Source organism: Halorubrum alkaliphilum (assembly GCF_017873815.1).
Lineage (GTDB): Archaea > Halobacteriota > Halobacteria > Halobacteriales > Haloferacaceae > Halorubrum > Halorubrum alkaliphilum.
This window is the reverse complement of sequence record NZ_JAGGKQ010000004.1, coordinates 1-15397: the sequence shown is the minus strand read 5'-3', so window position 1 is coordinate 15397 and position 15397 is coordinate 1. Positions and strand designations below refer to the sequence as shown.

Genomic DNA, 15397 nt, shown 5'->3' with positions numbered 1-15397 from the left:
CATGGGAATCAACTACAGCGTCGAGGCCGACCCGGACACCACCGCCAAGGGGATGCTCCGCGACCGGCCCATCAGCGTGAAGGACAGCAAGGAGATCTCCCGGGAGATCAAAGGCGAGACCGTCGCCGACGCCGAGGAGTTCCTCCAGGCCGTCATCGACGAGGAGCGGTCGGTACCGATGCGCCAGCACAACGCCGGCGCGGGTCACCGCTCGGACATCGACGGCTGGGACGCGGGTCGGTATCCCGCCAAGGCCGCGAAGGACTTCCTCAAGCTCCTAGAGAACGTCAAGAACAACGCGACCGAACAGGGGTTCGACGGCGACGAGATGCTCATCAAACACGTCGCCCCCCACAAGGTCGGGGAGCGACCGGGTCGAAACCCGCGAGCCGCGGGGGCGACCCAGTGGAACACGACGCTCGCCGATGTCGAACTCATTATCGAGGAGCCGGACGCGGAGGTCGATAGCTAATGGCTGACGAACACCAATTCATCGAGGACGGGCTTCGGCGGTCACAGATCAACGAGTTCTTCGCGGACGAACTCGGCCGCGCCGGGTACGGCGGCATGGATGTCGCCAAGACCCCGATGGGCACGCAGATCGTCCTGAAGGCCGAGAAACCGGGAATGGTCATCGGGAAGGGCGGAAAGAACATCCGGAAGATCACCACGGAGCTCGAGGACCGCTTCGGGATGGACGACCCCCAGATCGACGTACAGGAGGTCGACGAGCCGGACCTGAACGCACAGATCGTCGCGGACCGTCTCGCGAACGCCTTGGAGCGTGGCTGGTACTTCCGGAAGGCCGGCCACACGACGATCGACCGGATCATGGATGCGGGTGCGCTGGGTGCCGAGATCGTACTGAGCGGGAAGGTCACGGGTGCGCGCTCGCGCGTCGAGAAGTTCAACCGCGGCTACATCAAACACAACGGCGAACCGGCACAGGAAGTGGTCGACCACGGACAGGGCGTCGCCGTCATGAAGCTCGGGACGATCGGCGTCAACGTGAAGATTATCCCGCCGGGAGCGAAGCTTCCGGACGACTTCGACGTGATCGAGGACGCGGAGGTCCCCGAAGTCGAGCAGGCCGACGGGGCCGACGACGAGGGCGTCGAGGCGCTCTTAGAGGAGGAACCCGAGGAGGTTCCGGACGTCGGGGCTGACGACGACGTCGAGGTTCCTGACGAGGATCCCGCCGACCTCATCGACGAGGAAGTCGTCGAAGAGGTCGTCGAGGAAGCCGCCGAAACGGGTGGCGACGCGACTGATGCCCCCGCGGAGGAACCGATCGAGACCGGCGAGGTCGAGGACGAACCCGACGAGCTCGACGAGCTCGACGAGGAAATAGAGTCCGAAGCGGCCGACTTGGTCGCGGAGATGGAAGCTGCGGACGAAGAAACCGAGGAGGACGAGTAACATGGCGATCCTCTACACCGAAGAGATCCGTGACATGACCGCAGCCGAGCGGGAGGTCGAACTTGAGGAGCTCGAGACCGAGCTGCTCAACACGAAGGCACAGCAGGCGGCCGGCGGAATGCCGGAAAGCCCCGGCCGGATGAACGAGCTGAAGAAGACGATCGCGCGGATCAAGACGATCCAAGCGGAAGAAGGCGACTTCGACGACGAGTAACACGATGATCTCCCCCGAAACGCTCACACGGCACGAACTTGTCGGCCTCCCGGTTCGGGTGGCCGACGCCGCCAGCGATGCCCACGTCGGGATCGCGGGCCGCGTGCTGTTCGAGACGGTCAACACCCTCGTGGTGCGGACCGGGTCGGGGGACAAGCGGGTGCCCAAATCGGGCACGACGTTCGAGTTCGCGGTCGTCGAGTCGGCGACCGCACGCACAGATGAAGCCGCCGACGACGGCCAATCGTCGGGGTCTGCGTCCCAACTCGGGCCGGATACTACGGGGGTCCGCCCCCGTCAGTCCGGCCCGTCCGAGTCCACAACCGCCGTCGTCGGTGACGGCGCGGACTCGGCGAGCCGGCGAGGCGAGTGCAAAGACGTGGTCTACGTAACGGTGGATGGCACGCAGTTGCGGGATCGACCCGCCGAACGCACCGAACGAGGTGTCTCACAATGGCGATAGGAATCGACGTACCCATGCCTCCGGAACCAACCGATCCGGAGGATTACGACTACGAGAAGTGTCCGTTTTACGGGCAGCTTCCCGTCCGCGGCCAGCTCCGAGAGGGGACGGTCGTGTCGACGGATATGGCAAAGACCGTCATCGTCGAGCGAGAATACGACGTGTTCGTACCGAAATACGACCGGTACATGAAGCGTCGGTCGCGCATCCCGGCACACGTGCCGGGCGTGCTCGACTCGCTCGAAGAAGGTGACGAAGTGACGATCGCGGAGACGCGACCGCTCTCGAAGACGAAGTCCCACGTCGTCGTCGAGAACCGCTCGGGTGATCAGTGATGGAGGCGCTCAAGGCCGACGTCACACAGGGGCTCTCGAAGGGCTCGCTGATCACGTGTGCCGACAACACCGGCGCGCGTGAGCTGAAGGTGATCTCCGTGTCCGGCTACTCCGGCACGAAGAACCGACATCCGAAGGCGGGTATCGGCGACAAGGTGACCGTCTCGGTCACCAAAGGGACGCCGGAGATGCGGCGGCAGGTGCTGGAGGCGGTCGTCGTCCGCCAGCGCAAGCCGATCCGCCGTCCGGACGGCATGCGTGTGAAGTTCGAGGACAACGCGGCCGTGATCATCGACGACCTCGACGAGCCGCGAGGGACCGAGATCAAGGGTCCGATCGCACGCGAGGTCGCCGAGCGCTACGGGAGCATCGCGTCCACCGCGACGATGATCGTATAACCATGACGAAACAGCCACGCAAACAACGAAAACGGTCGGAGACCGCGTCGCTTCACGAGCGACAACAGCAGGTCCGATCCCCGCTCACCCCCGAGCTTCGCGAGGAGTACGGGCAGCGGAACGTCCGCGTTAACGCGGGCGACACCGTCGAAGTGCTTCGCGGCGACGCCGCGGGCACCGAAGGGGAGGTCCTTACGGTGGACCTCACCGACGAGCGGATCACCGTCGAGGACGTCACCGTTGAGCGGGCGGACGGGGAAGAGGCCCCGCGCCCGATCCCGGCGAGCAACGTCCGCGTGACGGATCTGGACCTCACTGACGAGCGTCGCGAGACGCGGCTCCAGGAGGACAACGAATGACGCGACATCAGAAACGACTGGCAGTACCGAACTCCTGGCCGGTCGAGCGAAAGACCGACACGTTCACCGTAAAGGCCGGCGCTGGCCCGCACGGTGAAGAGGGGGTTCCCCTCGTCGTCCTGCTGCGGGACGTGCTCGGCTACGTCGACTCGACGAAGGAGGCACGCTACGCCGTAAACACTGACTCGGTCCTCGTCAACGGGGACGCGGTCTCGGACGAGCAGCGTCCGATCGGGATGTTCGACATCCTGGCGTTCCCCGTTCGCGGGGAGTACTTCCGTGTGTTCCCCGACGAGGGTGGTCGGCTCGCGCTGACGCCCATCGACGAGGAGTCCGCGGGCAGCCGCCTCGGGAAGATCGTCAACAAGACGGTCGTTTCCGGCGGCGACGCACAGCTGACGCTCCACGACGGCACCAACGTCCGCGTGGACGTCGACACCGAGTACGACACCAAGGACTCGATCGTCATCGACAACGAGTCGAAGGAGGTCGTCGCCCACTTCGAGTACGAGGAGGGCGCACTGGTCACCGCCGTCGCCGGTCAGCACGCCGGCAGCATCGGCGAGATCGAGACGATCGATGTCACGCTCGGATCCGGGTCCAACACCGTCGTCGTCGGCGGTGAGGACGGATACGAGACCGTCGAGGAGTACGTCGTCGTCATCGACGAGAACTTCACCGACGACGAGGATGCCGCCGACGTGGCGGCCGACTCCGACGCCGAAGAGGCGGGTGAGAGCGATGAGTGACGCCGAGAGCGCGACCCACGAGATGCGCGAGCCGTCCCTCGAAAAAGTCGTCGTCCACATGGGCGTCGGGCAGGGCGGTGAGCCGCTCGCGGACGCAGAAGAGATCATCGAGGAGATCACCGAACAGCAGTCTGTTCGGACCACCTCGAAAAACACTATCGCCGAGTTCGGAATCCGCAAGGGCGACCCGATCGGCGTCAAGGTGACGCTGCGCGGCGAGGACGCACACGAGTTCCTCGAGACCGCACTCGAACTGGTGGACATTGCTGAGAGCCAGTTCGACGACACGGGTAACCTGAGCTTTGGGATCGAGGATCACACCGACTTCCCGAGCCAGGAGTACGATCCGAACATCGGGATCTACGGACTCGACGTGACGACGACGATCGTCCGACCGGGGTACCGCGTCGCCAAGCGCGACAAGGTCACCCGGTCGATCCCGTCGGCTCACCGAATGACAGCCGAGGACGCGGCTACGTTCCTCGAAACGAACTTCGACGTGGAGATAACGGAATGAGCGAAGCGAACAACGAGACGGGCGAGCACGCGGCGAAACGCACCAGCACTCGACACACGTGCCGGCGGTGCGACCGCGAGCAGGGGTTAGTCGGGAAGTACGACATCAACCTCTGTCGCCAGTGTTTCCGCGAGGTCGCCCGAGACATGGGATTCGAAAAGTACAGCTGATCATGACAGGAAACGATCCATTCGCCAACGCACTCGCCGGCGTGGACAACGCCGAGAGCGTTGGCCACCTGTCGTACACGGTAGAGCCCGCTTCGAACATCATCGGCTCCGTCCTCGAGGTCCTGTATGACCGCGGGTACGTCGACGGCTTCGAGTACGTCGACGACGGAAAGGCCGGGAAGTTCGAGGTCGAACTGAAAGGCGCGATCAACGAATGTGGCGCCGTCAAGCCCCGCTACTCGGCGGGTGCAGATGAGTTCGAGAAGTGGGAGAAGCGATACCTCCCCGCCCGTGACTACGGGACGCTCATCGTCACGACGAGCCACGGCGTCATGAGCCACTACGAGGCCCGGGAGGAGGGAATCGGTGGCCAAGTGATCGCATACGTCTACTAACAATGAACAGAGTCGAAATCGAGATTCCGGACGATGTCTCCGCCGAGACCGACCACCTCGAACTCACGGTCGAGGGTCCCAACGGAAGCGTTACGCGACGCCTCTGGTACCCCGACATCGACGTGTCGGTCGAGGACGGCGCGGTCGCCATCACCACGGAGAACGAGGACGCGAAGACGAACGCCACGGTCGGCACCTTCGAGAGCCACGTCTCCAACATGATCCACGGCGTGACCGAGGGATGGGAGTACACGATGGAAGTGTACTACGCCCACTTCCCGATGCAGGTCAGCGTGGAGGGGGAGGAAGTCGTTATCGAGAACTTCCTCGGCGAGAAGGCGGCGCGACGCGCCCCGATCCGCGGAGACACTGACGTACAGGTAGACGGCGAGACGGTGCGGCTCACGGGCTCTGACAAGGAGGCCGTCGGCCAGACCGCCGCCGACATCGAACAGCTGACGAAGGTGACCGACAAGGACACGCGCGTCTTTCAGGACGGCGTGTACATCGTCGAAAAGCCTACCGGAGGTGCCTAACACATGGCAGACGAACTCGAAGACATCAGCGGTGTCGGTCCCTCGAAGGCGGACGCCCTTCGTACGGCCGGCTACGAGACGGTCGAGGACGTGAAGGCCGCCTCCCAGTCGGAGCTCTCCGAGGTCGACGGCGTAGGTAACGCGCTCGCCGCGCGTATCAAAGCCGACGTCGGCGGACTGGAGGTTGACGAGGAGGCCGACGCGGAGATCGAAGACGAGACCGACGAGGAGGAGGCCGCCGACGAGGAGGCCGACGCCGCCGAGACGGTCGAGACGGAGCTTCGCCCCCGCGGTCACGCCGACAAGACGCCGGAACTGGACGACGAGACCGCTCGCGCGCTCGCACAGAAGCACCGCGAGGGGAAACCCCAGTTCAACCGGCAGGACTACCACAAGAAGAAGCGCATCCCCACCTCGTGGCGCAAGCCGCGCGGCGGGCTCTCGAAACAGCGCCGTCGCATGAAAGCGAAGGGTCCGGTCGTCGAGGCCGGGTTCCGCTCGCCGACGGCGTCGCGTGACCTCCACCCGAGCGGCTTCGAGGAGGTCCGTGTCCACAACACGGACGATCTCGAAGGCGTCGACGGCGACACGCAGGCGGTGCGGATCGCCTCGAAGGTCGGTGGACGGAAGCGCGAACTGATCGAGGACGAGGCGGAGGAACGCGAGATCCGCGTGCTCAACCCGACCTACGTCGAAGTGGAGGTCGACGATGAGTGACCTAAAAGCACAGAAGCGACTCGCGGCGGACGAACTGGACGTCGGCAAGGGCCGCGTTTGGCTCGACCCCGAGGCACAGGAGGAGATTGAGGACGCGATCACCCGCGAGGACGTTCGCGAACTCATCGATCAGGGAACGATCCGCGCGAAGGACGCGAAGACGAACTCCCGCGGTCGGGCCCGTGAGCGCGCCGAGAAGCGTTCGTACGGTCACAAGAGCGGTGCCGGGACCCGGAAGGGGAAAGCCGGCGCCCGACAGAACACCAAGGACGACTGGAAGGCACGGATCCGCGCACAGCGCGCCCGCCTGAAGGAACTCCGTGACGAGGAGAACGTGCTCGACGCCAGCGAATACCGCACGCTCTATAACAAAGCGAGCGGTGGCGAGTTCGAGGACGTCGCCCGACTGGAGGCGTACATCCGGACGCAGTTCGGTTACGAGGTGACGAACTAATGGCGACAGGACCACGATACAAGGTGCCGATGCGGCGCCGCCGAGAGGTCCGGACGGATTACCACCAGAGGTTGCGCCTGCTGAAATCGGGCAAGCCTCGCCTGGTCGCTCGGGTGAGCAACGCTCACGTCAGGGCGCAGCTGGTTACCCCCGGATCCGACGGCGACGAGACACACGCGACCGCCTCGAGTGAGGACCTCGCGGAGTACGGCTGGGACGCCCCCACGGGCAATCTCCCCAGCGCGTATCTCACGGGGTACCTCGCGGGTGCTCGCGCGGTCGATGCCGGCCTCGACGAGGCCGTGCTCGACATCGGTCTCAACACGGCGACGCCCGGCAACAAGACGTTCGCAGTACAGGAAGGAGCGATCGACGCGGGCCTCGAGATCCCCCACAACGACGACGTGCTGGCCGACTGGTCGCGCACGCGAGGCGAGCACATCGCCGCGTACGCCGAGCAGCTCGACGAGCCGTTGTACAGCGGGGAGTTCGACGCCAGCGAGTTACCCGAGCACTTCGACGACGTGCTCGAAGAGCTACAGGAGAACCATGAGTAGACACAACGACGGCTGGGAACCGCGGACGCGGCTCGGCCGCAAGGTACAGGACGGCGATATCACGTCCATGGAACAGGCCCTCGACTCCGGGCTCCCGCTGAAGGAGGCCGAGATCGTCGACCAGCTCCTTCCGGGGCTCGAAGACGAGGTACTGGACATCAACATGGTCCAGCGTATGACCGACTCCGGTCGCCGCGTGAAGTTCCGCTGTGTGGTCGCCGTGGGGAACCGCGACGGCTACCTCGGTTACGCGCAGGCGCGTGACGATCAGGTCGGCGGCGCGATCCAGAAGGCGATCGACGTCGCGAAGCTGAACGTCATCAGAGTCGATCGCGGCTCCGGATCTTGGGAGGACCAGCCCGGCGGCACGAACTCGCTGACGCGAACCGCCAACGGCAAGGCCGGCTCCGTCACGGTCGAAATCAAGCCCGCCCCGCAGGGGCTCGGGCTGGCGGCCGCCGAGACGGTCAAGAACATCCTCGAACTCGCCGGCGTGGAGGACGCGTGGACGAACTCCGACGGCAACACGCGCACGACGGTGAACCTCGCGAAAGCGACGTTCAACGCCTTAGAGAACGCGGCGCAGTCCCGCACGCCGGAGCACGCCCGTCAGGTCCACTACGACGAGGTGAGAGAGTGATGCAAGCGATAGTTCAACTCCGCGGTGAGGTCAACGTGAACGAGGGCGTCGTCGACACGCTCGATATGCTGAACATCGGGCGCGTCAACCACGCGACGTTCGTTCCCGAGACCGACTCCTACCGCGGCATGATCACGAAGGTGAACGACCTCGTCGCGTTCGGCGAACCGAGCGTCGAGGCCGTCGCGGCCACGATCGCACGGCGCGGCGAGCCCCTGGAGGGCGACGCCGACGTTGACGACGAGTGGATCGCGGACAACACCGATTACGAGAACGCCGAGGCGCTGGCAGCGGCAGTCGTCGAGGAGGAGACGACCCTGCGCGAGCAGGGGATCTCCCCGACGCTCCGTCTCCACGCCCCTCGCGGCGGACACGACGGCGTCAAGCACCCGGTCGTCGAGGGCGGCGAACTCGGCCGTCACACGACCGAGGAGATGGACGCACTCCTGGAGGCAATGCGATGAGCAAGAAACGTCGACAGCGCGGTTCCCGGACGCACGGCGGCGGCACGCACAAAAACCGGCGCGGTGCCGGTCATCGCGGCGGCCGCGGTGCCGCGGGACGCGCGAAACACGAGTTCCACAACTACGGACCGCTCGGCAAACACGGATTCAAGCGACCCCCGGACGCCCAAACGGACGTCCTGGAGGTCAAAGCCCAGAAGCTCGACGAGGACGCGGCGCTATACGTCGCGGAAGGCCTCGCCGAGGAGGACGGGGACGCGTACGTCGTCGACGCGCGCGACGTCGTCGATGACGGTCACGAGGCTGACGTGGTGAAGGTGCTCGGCGGCGGACAGGTCCGGAACGAACTCCGCGTTACGGCCGACGCGTTCACTGCCGGTGCCGTCGAAGGTATCGAGTCCGCCGGAGGCGAAGCGACGCTCTCCGAACGTGCCGAAGTCGCGGACGGCGAACCGGAAAACACTTCAGACGACGATAATAACGAGGCGTAAATATGAGCTGGAAGGAGGTCGCCGAGCCGGTACTCACGCGAATGCCCGTGGTGAATCGTCCCGCGGGTCACGTTCCGTTCAAGCGGAAGCTGGCGTGGACGGCCGGGATCCTGATCGTCTACTTCTTCTTGACCAACATCAACCCCTTCGGGCTCGTTGCCGGACAGGGGACCGACTTCTTCGGACAGTTTCGGTCGGTGTTGGCGGGAGAGCACGGCTCGCTGCTACAGGTCGGAATCGGTCCGATCGTCACGGCGTCGATCGTCCTCCAGCTTTTGGGCGGGGCGAACCTCCTCGGGCTCGACACGAACGACCCGCGCGACCAAGTGCTGTATCAGGGGCTCCAGAAGCTCCTCGTGATCATCGTTACGGCGCTGACGGCAGCGCCGATGGTGTTTACCGGCGAGTTCCTTCCCGCCAATCCGGACGTGGGAGCCGCCCTCGGCATCGGTACCTTCGGTGTCGAGCTACTGATATTCACGCAGGTGTTCATCGGTGGCGTCCTCATCCTGTTCATGGACGAGATCGTGAGCAAGTGGGGAGTTGGCTCCGGCGTCGGACTGTTCATTATCGCCGCCGTGAGCCAGCAGATCGTCGGTGGCTTCTTCAGCTTCTCGGCGCTCGGCACGTCCGGCTTCTTCGCCAGTTGGTACGGGATCATCATCGGGGACATTGCCCTCGGCTCGCCGTTCTCGGCCGAAGGGCTCCAGAACCTGCTGTTCGATCCGGGTAACGTCCTCGCGCTGTTCACGACGGTGTTCATTTTCGGGATCGTCGTGTACGCGGAGTCCGTCCGCGTCGAGATCCCGCTGTCACATGCCCGCGTGAAGGGTGCCCGTGGACGATTCCCGGTGAAACTCATCTATGCGTCCGTCCTTCCGATGATCCTCGTTCGTGCGCTACAGGCAAACATCCAGTTCCTCGGGCAGATACTTTCCTCGCAGTGGGCGGGGATGCCGGAGTCGCTCGGCGTGTACGGGGACCAAGGAGAGCCGATCTCCGGGTTGTTCTACTACTTGAACCCCATTCAGCGACGTGACGAGTGGATGTGGTTCCTCGGCGAGATTCCGGCGACCGTCGAGCCGTGGATGATCGCGACACGGATCATCATCGATCTAACCTTCATGATCATCGGCGGCGCGATATTCGCCATTTTCTGGGTCGAAACGACCGGAATGGGCCCGGAGGCGACGGCGAAACAGATCCAGAACTCCGGGATGCAGATCCCCGGGTTCCGACGGAACCCGCAGGTCGTCGAGAAGGTCATGGAACGTTACATCCCGCAGGTGACCGTTATCGGTGGAGCCCTCGTCGGACTCCTCGCCGTCATGGCGAACCTGCTCGGTACCATCGGTCAGGTCTCCGGGACCGGACTGCTGCTGGCAGTCTCCATCACGTACAAGCTGTACGAGGAGATCGCCGAAGAGCAGCTCATGGAGATGCATCCGATGATGCGCCAGATGTTCGGCAACGAGTGAGAGCAGTTCTAGAACGCAAACGGGCGTTCTAGCTGTTCTTACGCTGTTTTATTGAAAACACTCAGCCGCTAACGAGACTAATTGACGCTGAGCACCAGCGTCGGGTTTTCTCGACTCCTTGGCGTTTGATCGTACCCTACGCGTGTCTCCGAGGTCTTCGAGGCCAACAGTCGTACGCACGTTATCTCGCTCGGACATAGTTCCCTGTCGGGACCGCGTTACACTACCTCTATCTCGACGGAAAACGATCCTCTGAACGGGCCATTTCGAAACAGGCCAATCCGGAGCTGTTCGCTATCTCCGACCCGAACGCTCGGGATAATCCGGATCCGCCCTCTGGAGGGTTCCACACGTCCACGCAGGGGGAACGTCATCTCCTATTGGGGCCCAGCTCCTCCGGTCCGATCTGCCCAACGATCCCGGAGTCGGAGACGCGCTCGCGGAGCAGTCGGTAGTTCTCCTGACGTAGCGATTCCGGGGACGAGTCCGCAGTGAGAAGCCGCGAAAGCGTGTGTCCGAACTGCTCGCTCGCAAGGAAGTCGGTGACGTTCACGTAGGTCGCCCCGTCATCGACGAGTTCGACCGCGACCTCGGTGTCATCCGCACGGAGGATCACGTCAGCGTTGGTCGAAAGCGAGAGGATCTCCTCCGAAAGCGAACGGTCCGGGGCCGTCGAGACGATCAGCTCCGCCCGGTCGATCCCGAGGAGCGCTTGGACGTCGTCGTTCATCGCGTCGCCGAAGACACAAGTCTCGTGGAACTCCCGGGCGAGCTCGAACCGGTCGGGGTCGTTTTCGACGACGATGACCGGCTTGCCGAGTTCACGACAGACGGAAACGACGCTGCTGCCGAGCTTTCCGTAGCCGACGACGACTACGTGGTTATCGAGGGGTTCGTCGGGCAGCGAACTCCGTTCGCGCGTTAGCTGCCGTGTGGAGCCGAACAGACCGATCCGGTCGAGAACCCGGTAGAACGTGTTCTCGTAGGCGTACGTGATGGACGACGTGACCATCGTCGCCGCCGCCGCGAGGATGATAGCGTCGAACAACGTCTGTGGGATCGTGCCGGCCAACAGGCCACTGATCGCGAGGACGAGTGCGAACTCGCTGATCTGGTCGAGACTGAAGCTCGTCAACGCGGCCGTTCGCGGGTCGTATCCCTGATAGATCAGCGCCCAGATAGTTACGAGCGGCTTGACCACGACGATCCCGAGCATCAGTGCCCCAGCCATGCTGAGCACTTCGACCGAGGGGGCCACGACGAGACTGCCGAGCGTGACGAAGAAGATAGCCGTAAAGAAGTTCTCGATGGATTCGAGCGCCGAGAGCAGCGCGAGGTTGTGCTCGAACTCCTGTGTAATCGAGATCCCGGCCGCGAACGCGCCGACGACGATCGATAGATCGAGGATTTCGGCGATCGCGAGGAACCCGATCAGGAGACCGATCCCGGTCAACATGATCAGTTCATCCGAGTCACCGGAGAGCCGGACGAGAAGATCGAACACGTAGATCCGGATGAGGATCGCGGCGACGAACAGTAGCACGCCGTATCCGAGTTGGAGTGCGATCGCGTCGAGCGAGAACGTCGCCGCTCCGAGAACGAGGATGATCCCGACCGCGAACAAGTCCTGAACGAAGTGGATCGACTCGGTGAGCCGACCGTGGATCAAGTTCCGTCGGATCTCTCCTTCCGCGAGTTCCCGACCGACGAGCGAGGAGCTCAACGCGGCTGCGACCGCGAAGTATACCGCCGGGAGTGGATCGAGGCCGAACGACAGGCCCGCCACGAATCCAAGACTGCCGACGGCGAGAACCTGTACCGCCGCGACGTGCTCGCTGTCCCGGGCGACCGAGAGGAACCGGCTCGGCTCGGCGTTGACGCCGAAGGCGAAAACGAGGAACGCGATCCCTAGCTGGGCCAGCTCGAGCGTGGTCCCGGGATCGATGAGGCCACCGGCACCGATCCCGAGTCCCGCGAGGATGTACAGCGGAACCGCCGGAACGGGTGCTCGGGTTGCGATCAGCAACATGACCGCGGCGACGATGAAGACGAACGCCAGCGGCTCGATCAGCTCAGACATCCGTATCACCGTCCGGATCGAAGCGGTCTGCGTCCGGATCGAAGCGGTCCGCGTCCGGATCGAAGCGGTCCGCGTCCGGATCGAAGCGGTCCGCGTCCGGATCGAAGCGGTCCGCGCCCGGTTTGGACCGATCCGAACCCGGTTCGACCGACGACGGGCCGGCGGCCGCCGATCGGAGCCACCCGATGTCGTCGTCCACGAGCGTTCGGAACGCCGAACGGTCCCGTATGTAGCATGTGAGGTACTCGCGGATCCGGATACCGGCGAGGACCGTCGGAATGGTCACGTAGTGTGCGCCCGCTTCGTAGAGGTCGACGGCGTTGTCGACGCCGTCGGACTCGACGATGACCAACGCGTCGTCGTCGGCCTCGCGAATGGCAGTCTCGTTTATTTCCGACTGGACCGACGAGGACAACACGACCGACGCCCGGTCGAGTCCGGCTTCCTTGCGGAGCTCGCCGTGTTTGAAATCGCCGTATATGACGTCGTACGGCGTGTCGTCGAATCGGTCCGACGTCTCCGGGTTGCGGTCGACGATGACCACGTCACCCACCGTCTCGTGGAGGACCGGGAGCACCGGCTCCGTCACGTCGTCGACGCCGATGACGACCGCGTGGTCCCGGTACGTCTTCAGCTCCACGTCCCGCTTGTCGTCGCTCTCGAATCGGGCCCACAGCGGTCGAGTCAGGTCGTACAGCTGGTGGTTGTACTTGATGAGATACGTCGAGGCACTCATTGTCATGATCGCCATCAGACTCAGATAGCCCAGTATCGGTTCCTCGATGAACTCCTGTTGGACCGCGAGCGCGCCGACGACGAGCGAGAACTCGCTGACTTGGACCATGTTGATACTGCCGAGGAAGGAAGTCTCGGGGGTGAAGTCCTCGCGATTGATGAGATAGAACATGATGAGGAAGTTCCCGAGCATCAACGCGATCGAGGCGATCACCGCCTCCTGCCAGAACTCGAAGAGGTCGTCCGCCGCGATCCGGAGGCCGATACTCGAGAAGAACACCACCATGAACAGGTCCGTAAGGGGGCGGACCCGTTCGGTGAGCTCGGTCGTGTACTGGACCTGTGCGAGGCTCAAGCCGGCGAGGAACGCGCCGACCTCGATGGAGAGATCGAGGGCCATCGAGCCGTAAATGAACAGGAACGCCCACGCGATGCCGACGATGAAGAAGGCCTCCCGATCGCCGGCGACCATCCGGAACAGTCCCGGCAGCACGTGACGTGCGGCGAGATACGAGAACACGCCGATCCCAGCCATCAACACGAATATTTCGGCGATGTTGGCCGCGATGGTCGTCGGGTTCTCGAAGGAGTCCGCGCCGAGGATCGCGAGGAGGACGACCAGGTAGATGTCCTGAAGGATCAACACCCCCACGTCGATCTTCCCGGGGAGCGACGTGAGTTCGTCTTTGTCCGCGAGCACTTTGACGATGATCGGGGTCGCACCGAAGACGGTCGCGAGCGCGATGATCGTCGTCTGAACGAGGGTGAACCCGAGCGCATACGCGACGGCGAACGCCAGCGCGGTCTGTAACACCGTCTGCCAGAGGGCGATGTTGATGACCGGCCGGAGTATCTCCCTGATGTCGTCGATACGGAGCTTCAGTCCGAGGAGGAACAGCAGGAACCCCAACCCGAGCTCGGCCATGAGCTCGACGAGCTCGCCCTCGGTGATGACGTCGAGAAAGACGGGACCCAACACGATCCCAGTGACGAGGTACGCGACGATGGTCGGCTGGCCCGACAGCCGGAACAGATATCCCAACGCCACGGCTGTCAGGACGATCAGCGCGAAGTCGGTCGCGATCGTGACGCTTCCCGCGGCCATTACTGTACAAAAACCGTCATGTTACTGTCGTTCGGTTGCTCGTGGTAGCTCGTACATTGGGAGATTGCCCCAACGCGGGAGAGACTCTGGTGGTATATCGGTTCGGCGGTCGGTTCGTGGCCGAGAAGTCACGATGCGGACGGCTCACTCCGGACCGTGGAGGAGTTCGCCCAGCTCGCCGTGTGCGATCTGGTCGCCGATGACGACGAGCTGGTCGTCGACTTCCAGCGTGAACTCGTCCGGCGGATTCGCGGTCCGCTCGCCGCTCCGGACGACGGCGAGGATCGCGGCCCCGTTCAGGGACTCGATATCTATCTCGCCGATCGTTTGCCCAGCCGCCGGGGCGTCGACGCCGATCTGGTACCACTTGGTGTGTTCGTCGGTCGGCGTGACGTCGCCGACACGGGTCGGCACCGGCTGGTAGTAGGCGCCGACGAGCAACAACCCGAGGGCCCGCGCCTGTGAGTCCGAGAGCTCCGCGACACGTTCGTAGTCGCGAGAGGGGTCGGTTCGGTGATATAAGTCGCGTCTCCCGCTGTTGTGGATCACCGTCGCGATGCTCTCTTCCGCGGTGAGGTCGACCTCGTATCGAACGCCGACGCCGGGGAGTTCTCGCTCCCGTATTTCGAGTGGCATGGTATGGGCTCGGGTTGGACGGTCCTTTCTCGTCGGTTCACTTTAGTGTTACACCCGTTTTCAGCCCACCAACACGGAACGTCAAGGGTAGACGAGCCGCCGCCATAGCACCCGTATTCCATGGGATCCGATCCTTACAGTCCGAGAACGAAGGCGCTCCGGCCGGCAGTTCGGTAAACGGAACCGCAAAACTCCGCCGGACGTGTGATGGTCGCCTCCTCCGAGATCCGTCGTAGTGTGTGCTGAGCGACTTCGGGAGTAAATCTCCCAAATCGGTGACGACGAGATCGTATTTAAAAGAGACTTGAGCGGCAACGACTATTGCTTATAACTGAACGAGGCGGTGGCGCGCGCGTTTCTCGCGCGCGAGGGAGTCGGGGGGCCCCCCCCCCCCCCCCCCCCCGGGGGGGGGGGGGGGCCGGGGGGGGGTGGTGAGGGGTGGGGTGTGGGGGGGGGTGACAACGCTGCCGGCCCGGGGGCTGCGG

Annotated in this window: 22 protein-coding genes; 19 read left to right on the top strand and 3 right to left on the bottom strand. The window is 64.0% G+C overall.

The genetic code is table 11. From position 1 onward, the window contains the following. The first annotated feature begins 1 nt into the window (after position 1). The 19 genes from J2751_RS03635 to secY are packed head-to-tail and all read left to right on the top strand — an operon-like array spanning position 2 to position 10356. Entirely contained in the window at positions 2 to 472 is a 471-nt protein-coding gene (locus J2751_RS03635) for a 50S ribosomal protein L22 (RefSeq protein WP_209483260.1), read from the top strand. After that, complete coding sequence (locus J2751_RS03630; protein WP_209483258.1) at positions 472 to 1419, top strand: 30S ribosomal protein S3; 948 nt, start codon at positions 472 to 474, stop codon at positions 1417 to 1419. The genes J2751_RS03635 and J2751_RS03630 overlap by 1 nt, the downstream gene beginning before the upstream one ends. A 1-nt stretch (position 1420) precedes the next feature. Further along, positions 1421 to 1633 (top strand): 50S ribosomal protein L29, encoded by a 213-nt coding sequence (rpmC, locus tag J2751_RS03625; protein ID WP_209483256.1) that lies wholly within the window; start codon positions 1421 to 1423, stop codon positions 1631 to 1633. Positions 1634 to 1637: 4 nt separating this feature from the next. Beyond that, entirely contained in the window at positions 1638 to 2096 is a 459-nt protein-coding gene (locus J2751_RS03620; RefSeq protein WP_209483254.1) for a ribonuclease P protein component 1, read from the top strand. Next, positions 2087 to 2431 carry a 30S ribosomal protein S17 gene (locus J2751_RS03615; protein ID WP_209483253.1) on the top strand — a complete coding sequence of 115 codons (345 nt, stop codon included), beginning with the start codon at positions 2087 to 2089 and terminating at the stop codon, positions 2429 to 2431. The genes J2751_RS03620 and J2751_RS03615 overlap by 10 nt, the downstream gene beginning before the upstream one ends. Then, positions 2431 to 2829: a 50S ribosomal protein L14 gene (locus J2751_RS03610; protein WP_209483251.1), complete on the top strand. Its 399-nt coding sequence runs from the start codon at positions 2431 to 2433 to the stop codon at positions 2827 to 2829. The genes J2751_RS03615 and J2751_RS03610 overlap by 1 nt, the downstream gene beginning before the upstream one ends. A gap of 2 nt (positions 2830 to 2831) precedes the next feature. Continuing rightward, a complete protein-coding gene (gene rplX, locus J2751_RS03605) occupies positions 2832 to 3188 on the top strand; it encodes a 50S ribosomal protein L24 (RefSeq protein ID WP_209483249.1) in 357 nt (118 codons plus the stop codon). Further along, on the top strand, positions 3185 to 3937 hold the full coding sequence (locus tag J2751_RS03600) for a 30S ribosomal protein S4e (protein WP_209483247.1): 753 nt from the start codon (positions 3185 to 3187) through the stop codon (positions 3935 to 3937). The genes rplX and J2751_RS03600 overlap by 4 nt, the downstream gene beginning before the upstream one ends. Next, entirely contained in the window at positions 3930 to 4454 is a 525-nt protein-coding gene (locus tag J2751_RS03595) for a 50S ribosomal protein L5 (protein WP_209483245.1), read from the top strand. Before J2751_RS03600 ends, J2751_RS03595 begins: the two co-directional genes overlap by 8 nt. Continuing rightward, the gene (locus J2751_RS03590) at positions 4451 to 4624 is read left to right on the top strand and encodes a 30S ribosomal protein S14 (RefSeq protein WP_209483243.1); all 174 of its coding nucleotides are present in this window, start codon (positions 4451 to 4453) and stop codon (positions 4622 to 4624) included. Before J2751_RS03595 ends, J2751_RS03590 begins: the two co-directional genes overlap by 4 nt. A gap of 2 nt (positions 4625 to 4626) precedes the next feature. After that, complete coding sequence (locus tag J2751_RS03585; protein ID WP_209483241.1) at positions 4627 to 5019, top strand: 30S ribosomal protein S8; 393 nt, start codon at positions 4627 to 4629, stop codon at positions 5017 to 5019. 2 nt (positions 5020 to 5021) lie between these two features. Beyond that, a complete protein-coding gene (locus J2751_RS03580; RefSeq protein WP_209483239.1) occupies positions 5022 to 5555 on the top strand; it encodes a 50S ribosomal protein L6 in 534 nt (177 codons plus the stop codon). Between the two features lie 3 nt (positions 5556 to 5558). Next, positions 5559 to 6272: a 50S ribosomal protein L32e gene (locus J2751_RS03575; protein ID WP_209483236.1), complete on the top strand. Its 714-nt coding sequence runs from the start codon at positions 5559 to 5561 to the stop codon at positions 6270 to 6272. Then, positions 6265 to 6726 carry a 50S ribosomal protein L19e gene (locus J2751_RS03570; protein ID WP_209483234.1) on the top strand — a complete coding sequence of 154 codons (462 nt, stop codon included), beginning with the start codon at positions 6265 to 6267 and terminating at the stop codon, positions 6724 to 6726. Before J2751_RS03575 ends, J2751_RS03570 begins: the two co-directional genes overlap by 8 nt. Then, positions 6726 to 7283, top strand: a complete 558-nt coding sequence (locus tag J2751_RS03565) for a 50S ribosomal protein L18 (protein WP_209483231.1) — start codon at positions 6726 to 6728, stop codon at positions 7281 to 7283. Before J2751_RS03570 ends, J2751_RS03565 begins: the two co-directional genes overlap by 1 nt. Further along, entirely contained in the window at positions 7276 to 7923 is a 648-nt protein-coding gene (locus J2751_RS03560) for a 30S ribosomal protein S5 (protein WP_209483229.1), read from the top strand. The genes J2751_RS03565 and J2751_RS03560 overlap by 8 nt, the downstream gene beginning before the upstream one ends. Then, positions 7923 to 8387 (top strand): 50S ribosomal protein L30, encoded by a 465-nt coding sequence (locus tag J2751_RS03555; RefSeq protein ID WP_209483227.1) that lies wholly within the window; start codon positions 7923 to 7925, stop codon positions 8385 to 8387. The genes J2751_RS03560 and J2751_RS03555 overlap by 1 nt, the downstream gene beginning before the upstream one ends. Then, complete coding sequence (locus J2751_RS03550; protein ID WP_209483225.1) at positions 8384 to 8878, top strand: uL15m family ribosomal protein; 495 nt, start codon at positions 8384 to 8386, stop codon at positions 8876 to 8878. The genes J2751_RS03555 and J2751_RS03550 overlap by 4 nt, the downstream gene beginning before the upstream one ends. Positions 8879 to 8880: 2 nt before the next feature. After that, positions 8881 to 10356 carry a preprotein translocase subunit SecY gene (secY, locus tag J2751_RS03545; protein WP_209483223.1) on the top strand — a complete coding sequence of 492 codons (1476 nt, stop codon included), beginning with the start codon at positions 8881 to 8883 and terminating at the stop codon, positions 10354 to 10356. A gap of 370 nt (positions 10357 to 10726) precedes the next feature. On the opposite strand, the gene J2751_RS03540 is transcribed toward secY, so the two are convergent. From J2751_RS03540 to J2751_RS03530, 3 genes are all read right to left on the bottom strand, one after another. Further along, positions 10727 to 12436 (bottom strand): cation:proton antiporter, encoded by a 1710-nt coding sequence (locus tag J2751_RS03540; RefSeq protein WP_209483221.1) that lies wholly within the window; start codon positions 12434 to 12436, stop codon positions 10727 to 10729. Beyond that, positions 12429 to 14276 carry a cation:proton antiporter gene (locus J2751_RS03535; RefSeq protein ID WP_209483219.1) on the bottom strand — a complete coding sequence of 616 codons (1848 nt, stop codon included), beginning with the start codon at positions 14274 to 14276 and terminating at the stop codon, positions 12429 to 12431. The genes J2751_RS03540 and J2751_RS03535 overlap by 8 nt, the downstream gene beginning before the upstream one ends. A 144-nt stretch (positions 14277 to 14420) precedes the next feature. Continuing rightward, positions 14421 to 14912 (bottom strand): cation:proton antiporter regulatory subunit, encoded by a 492-nt coding sequence (locus J2751_RS03530; RefSeq protein WP_209483217.1) that lies wholly within the window; start codon positions 14910 to 14912, stop codon positions 14421 to 14423. Positions 14913 to 15397 lie beyond the last annotated feature (485 nt).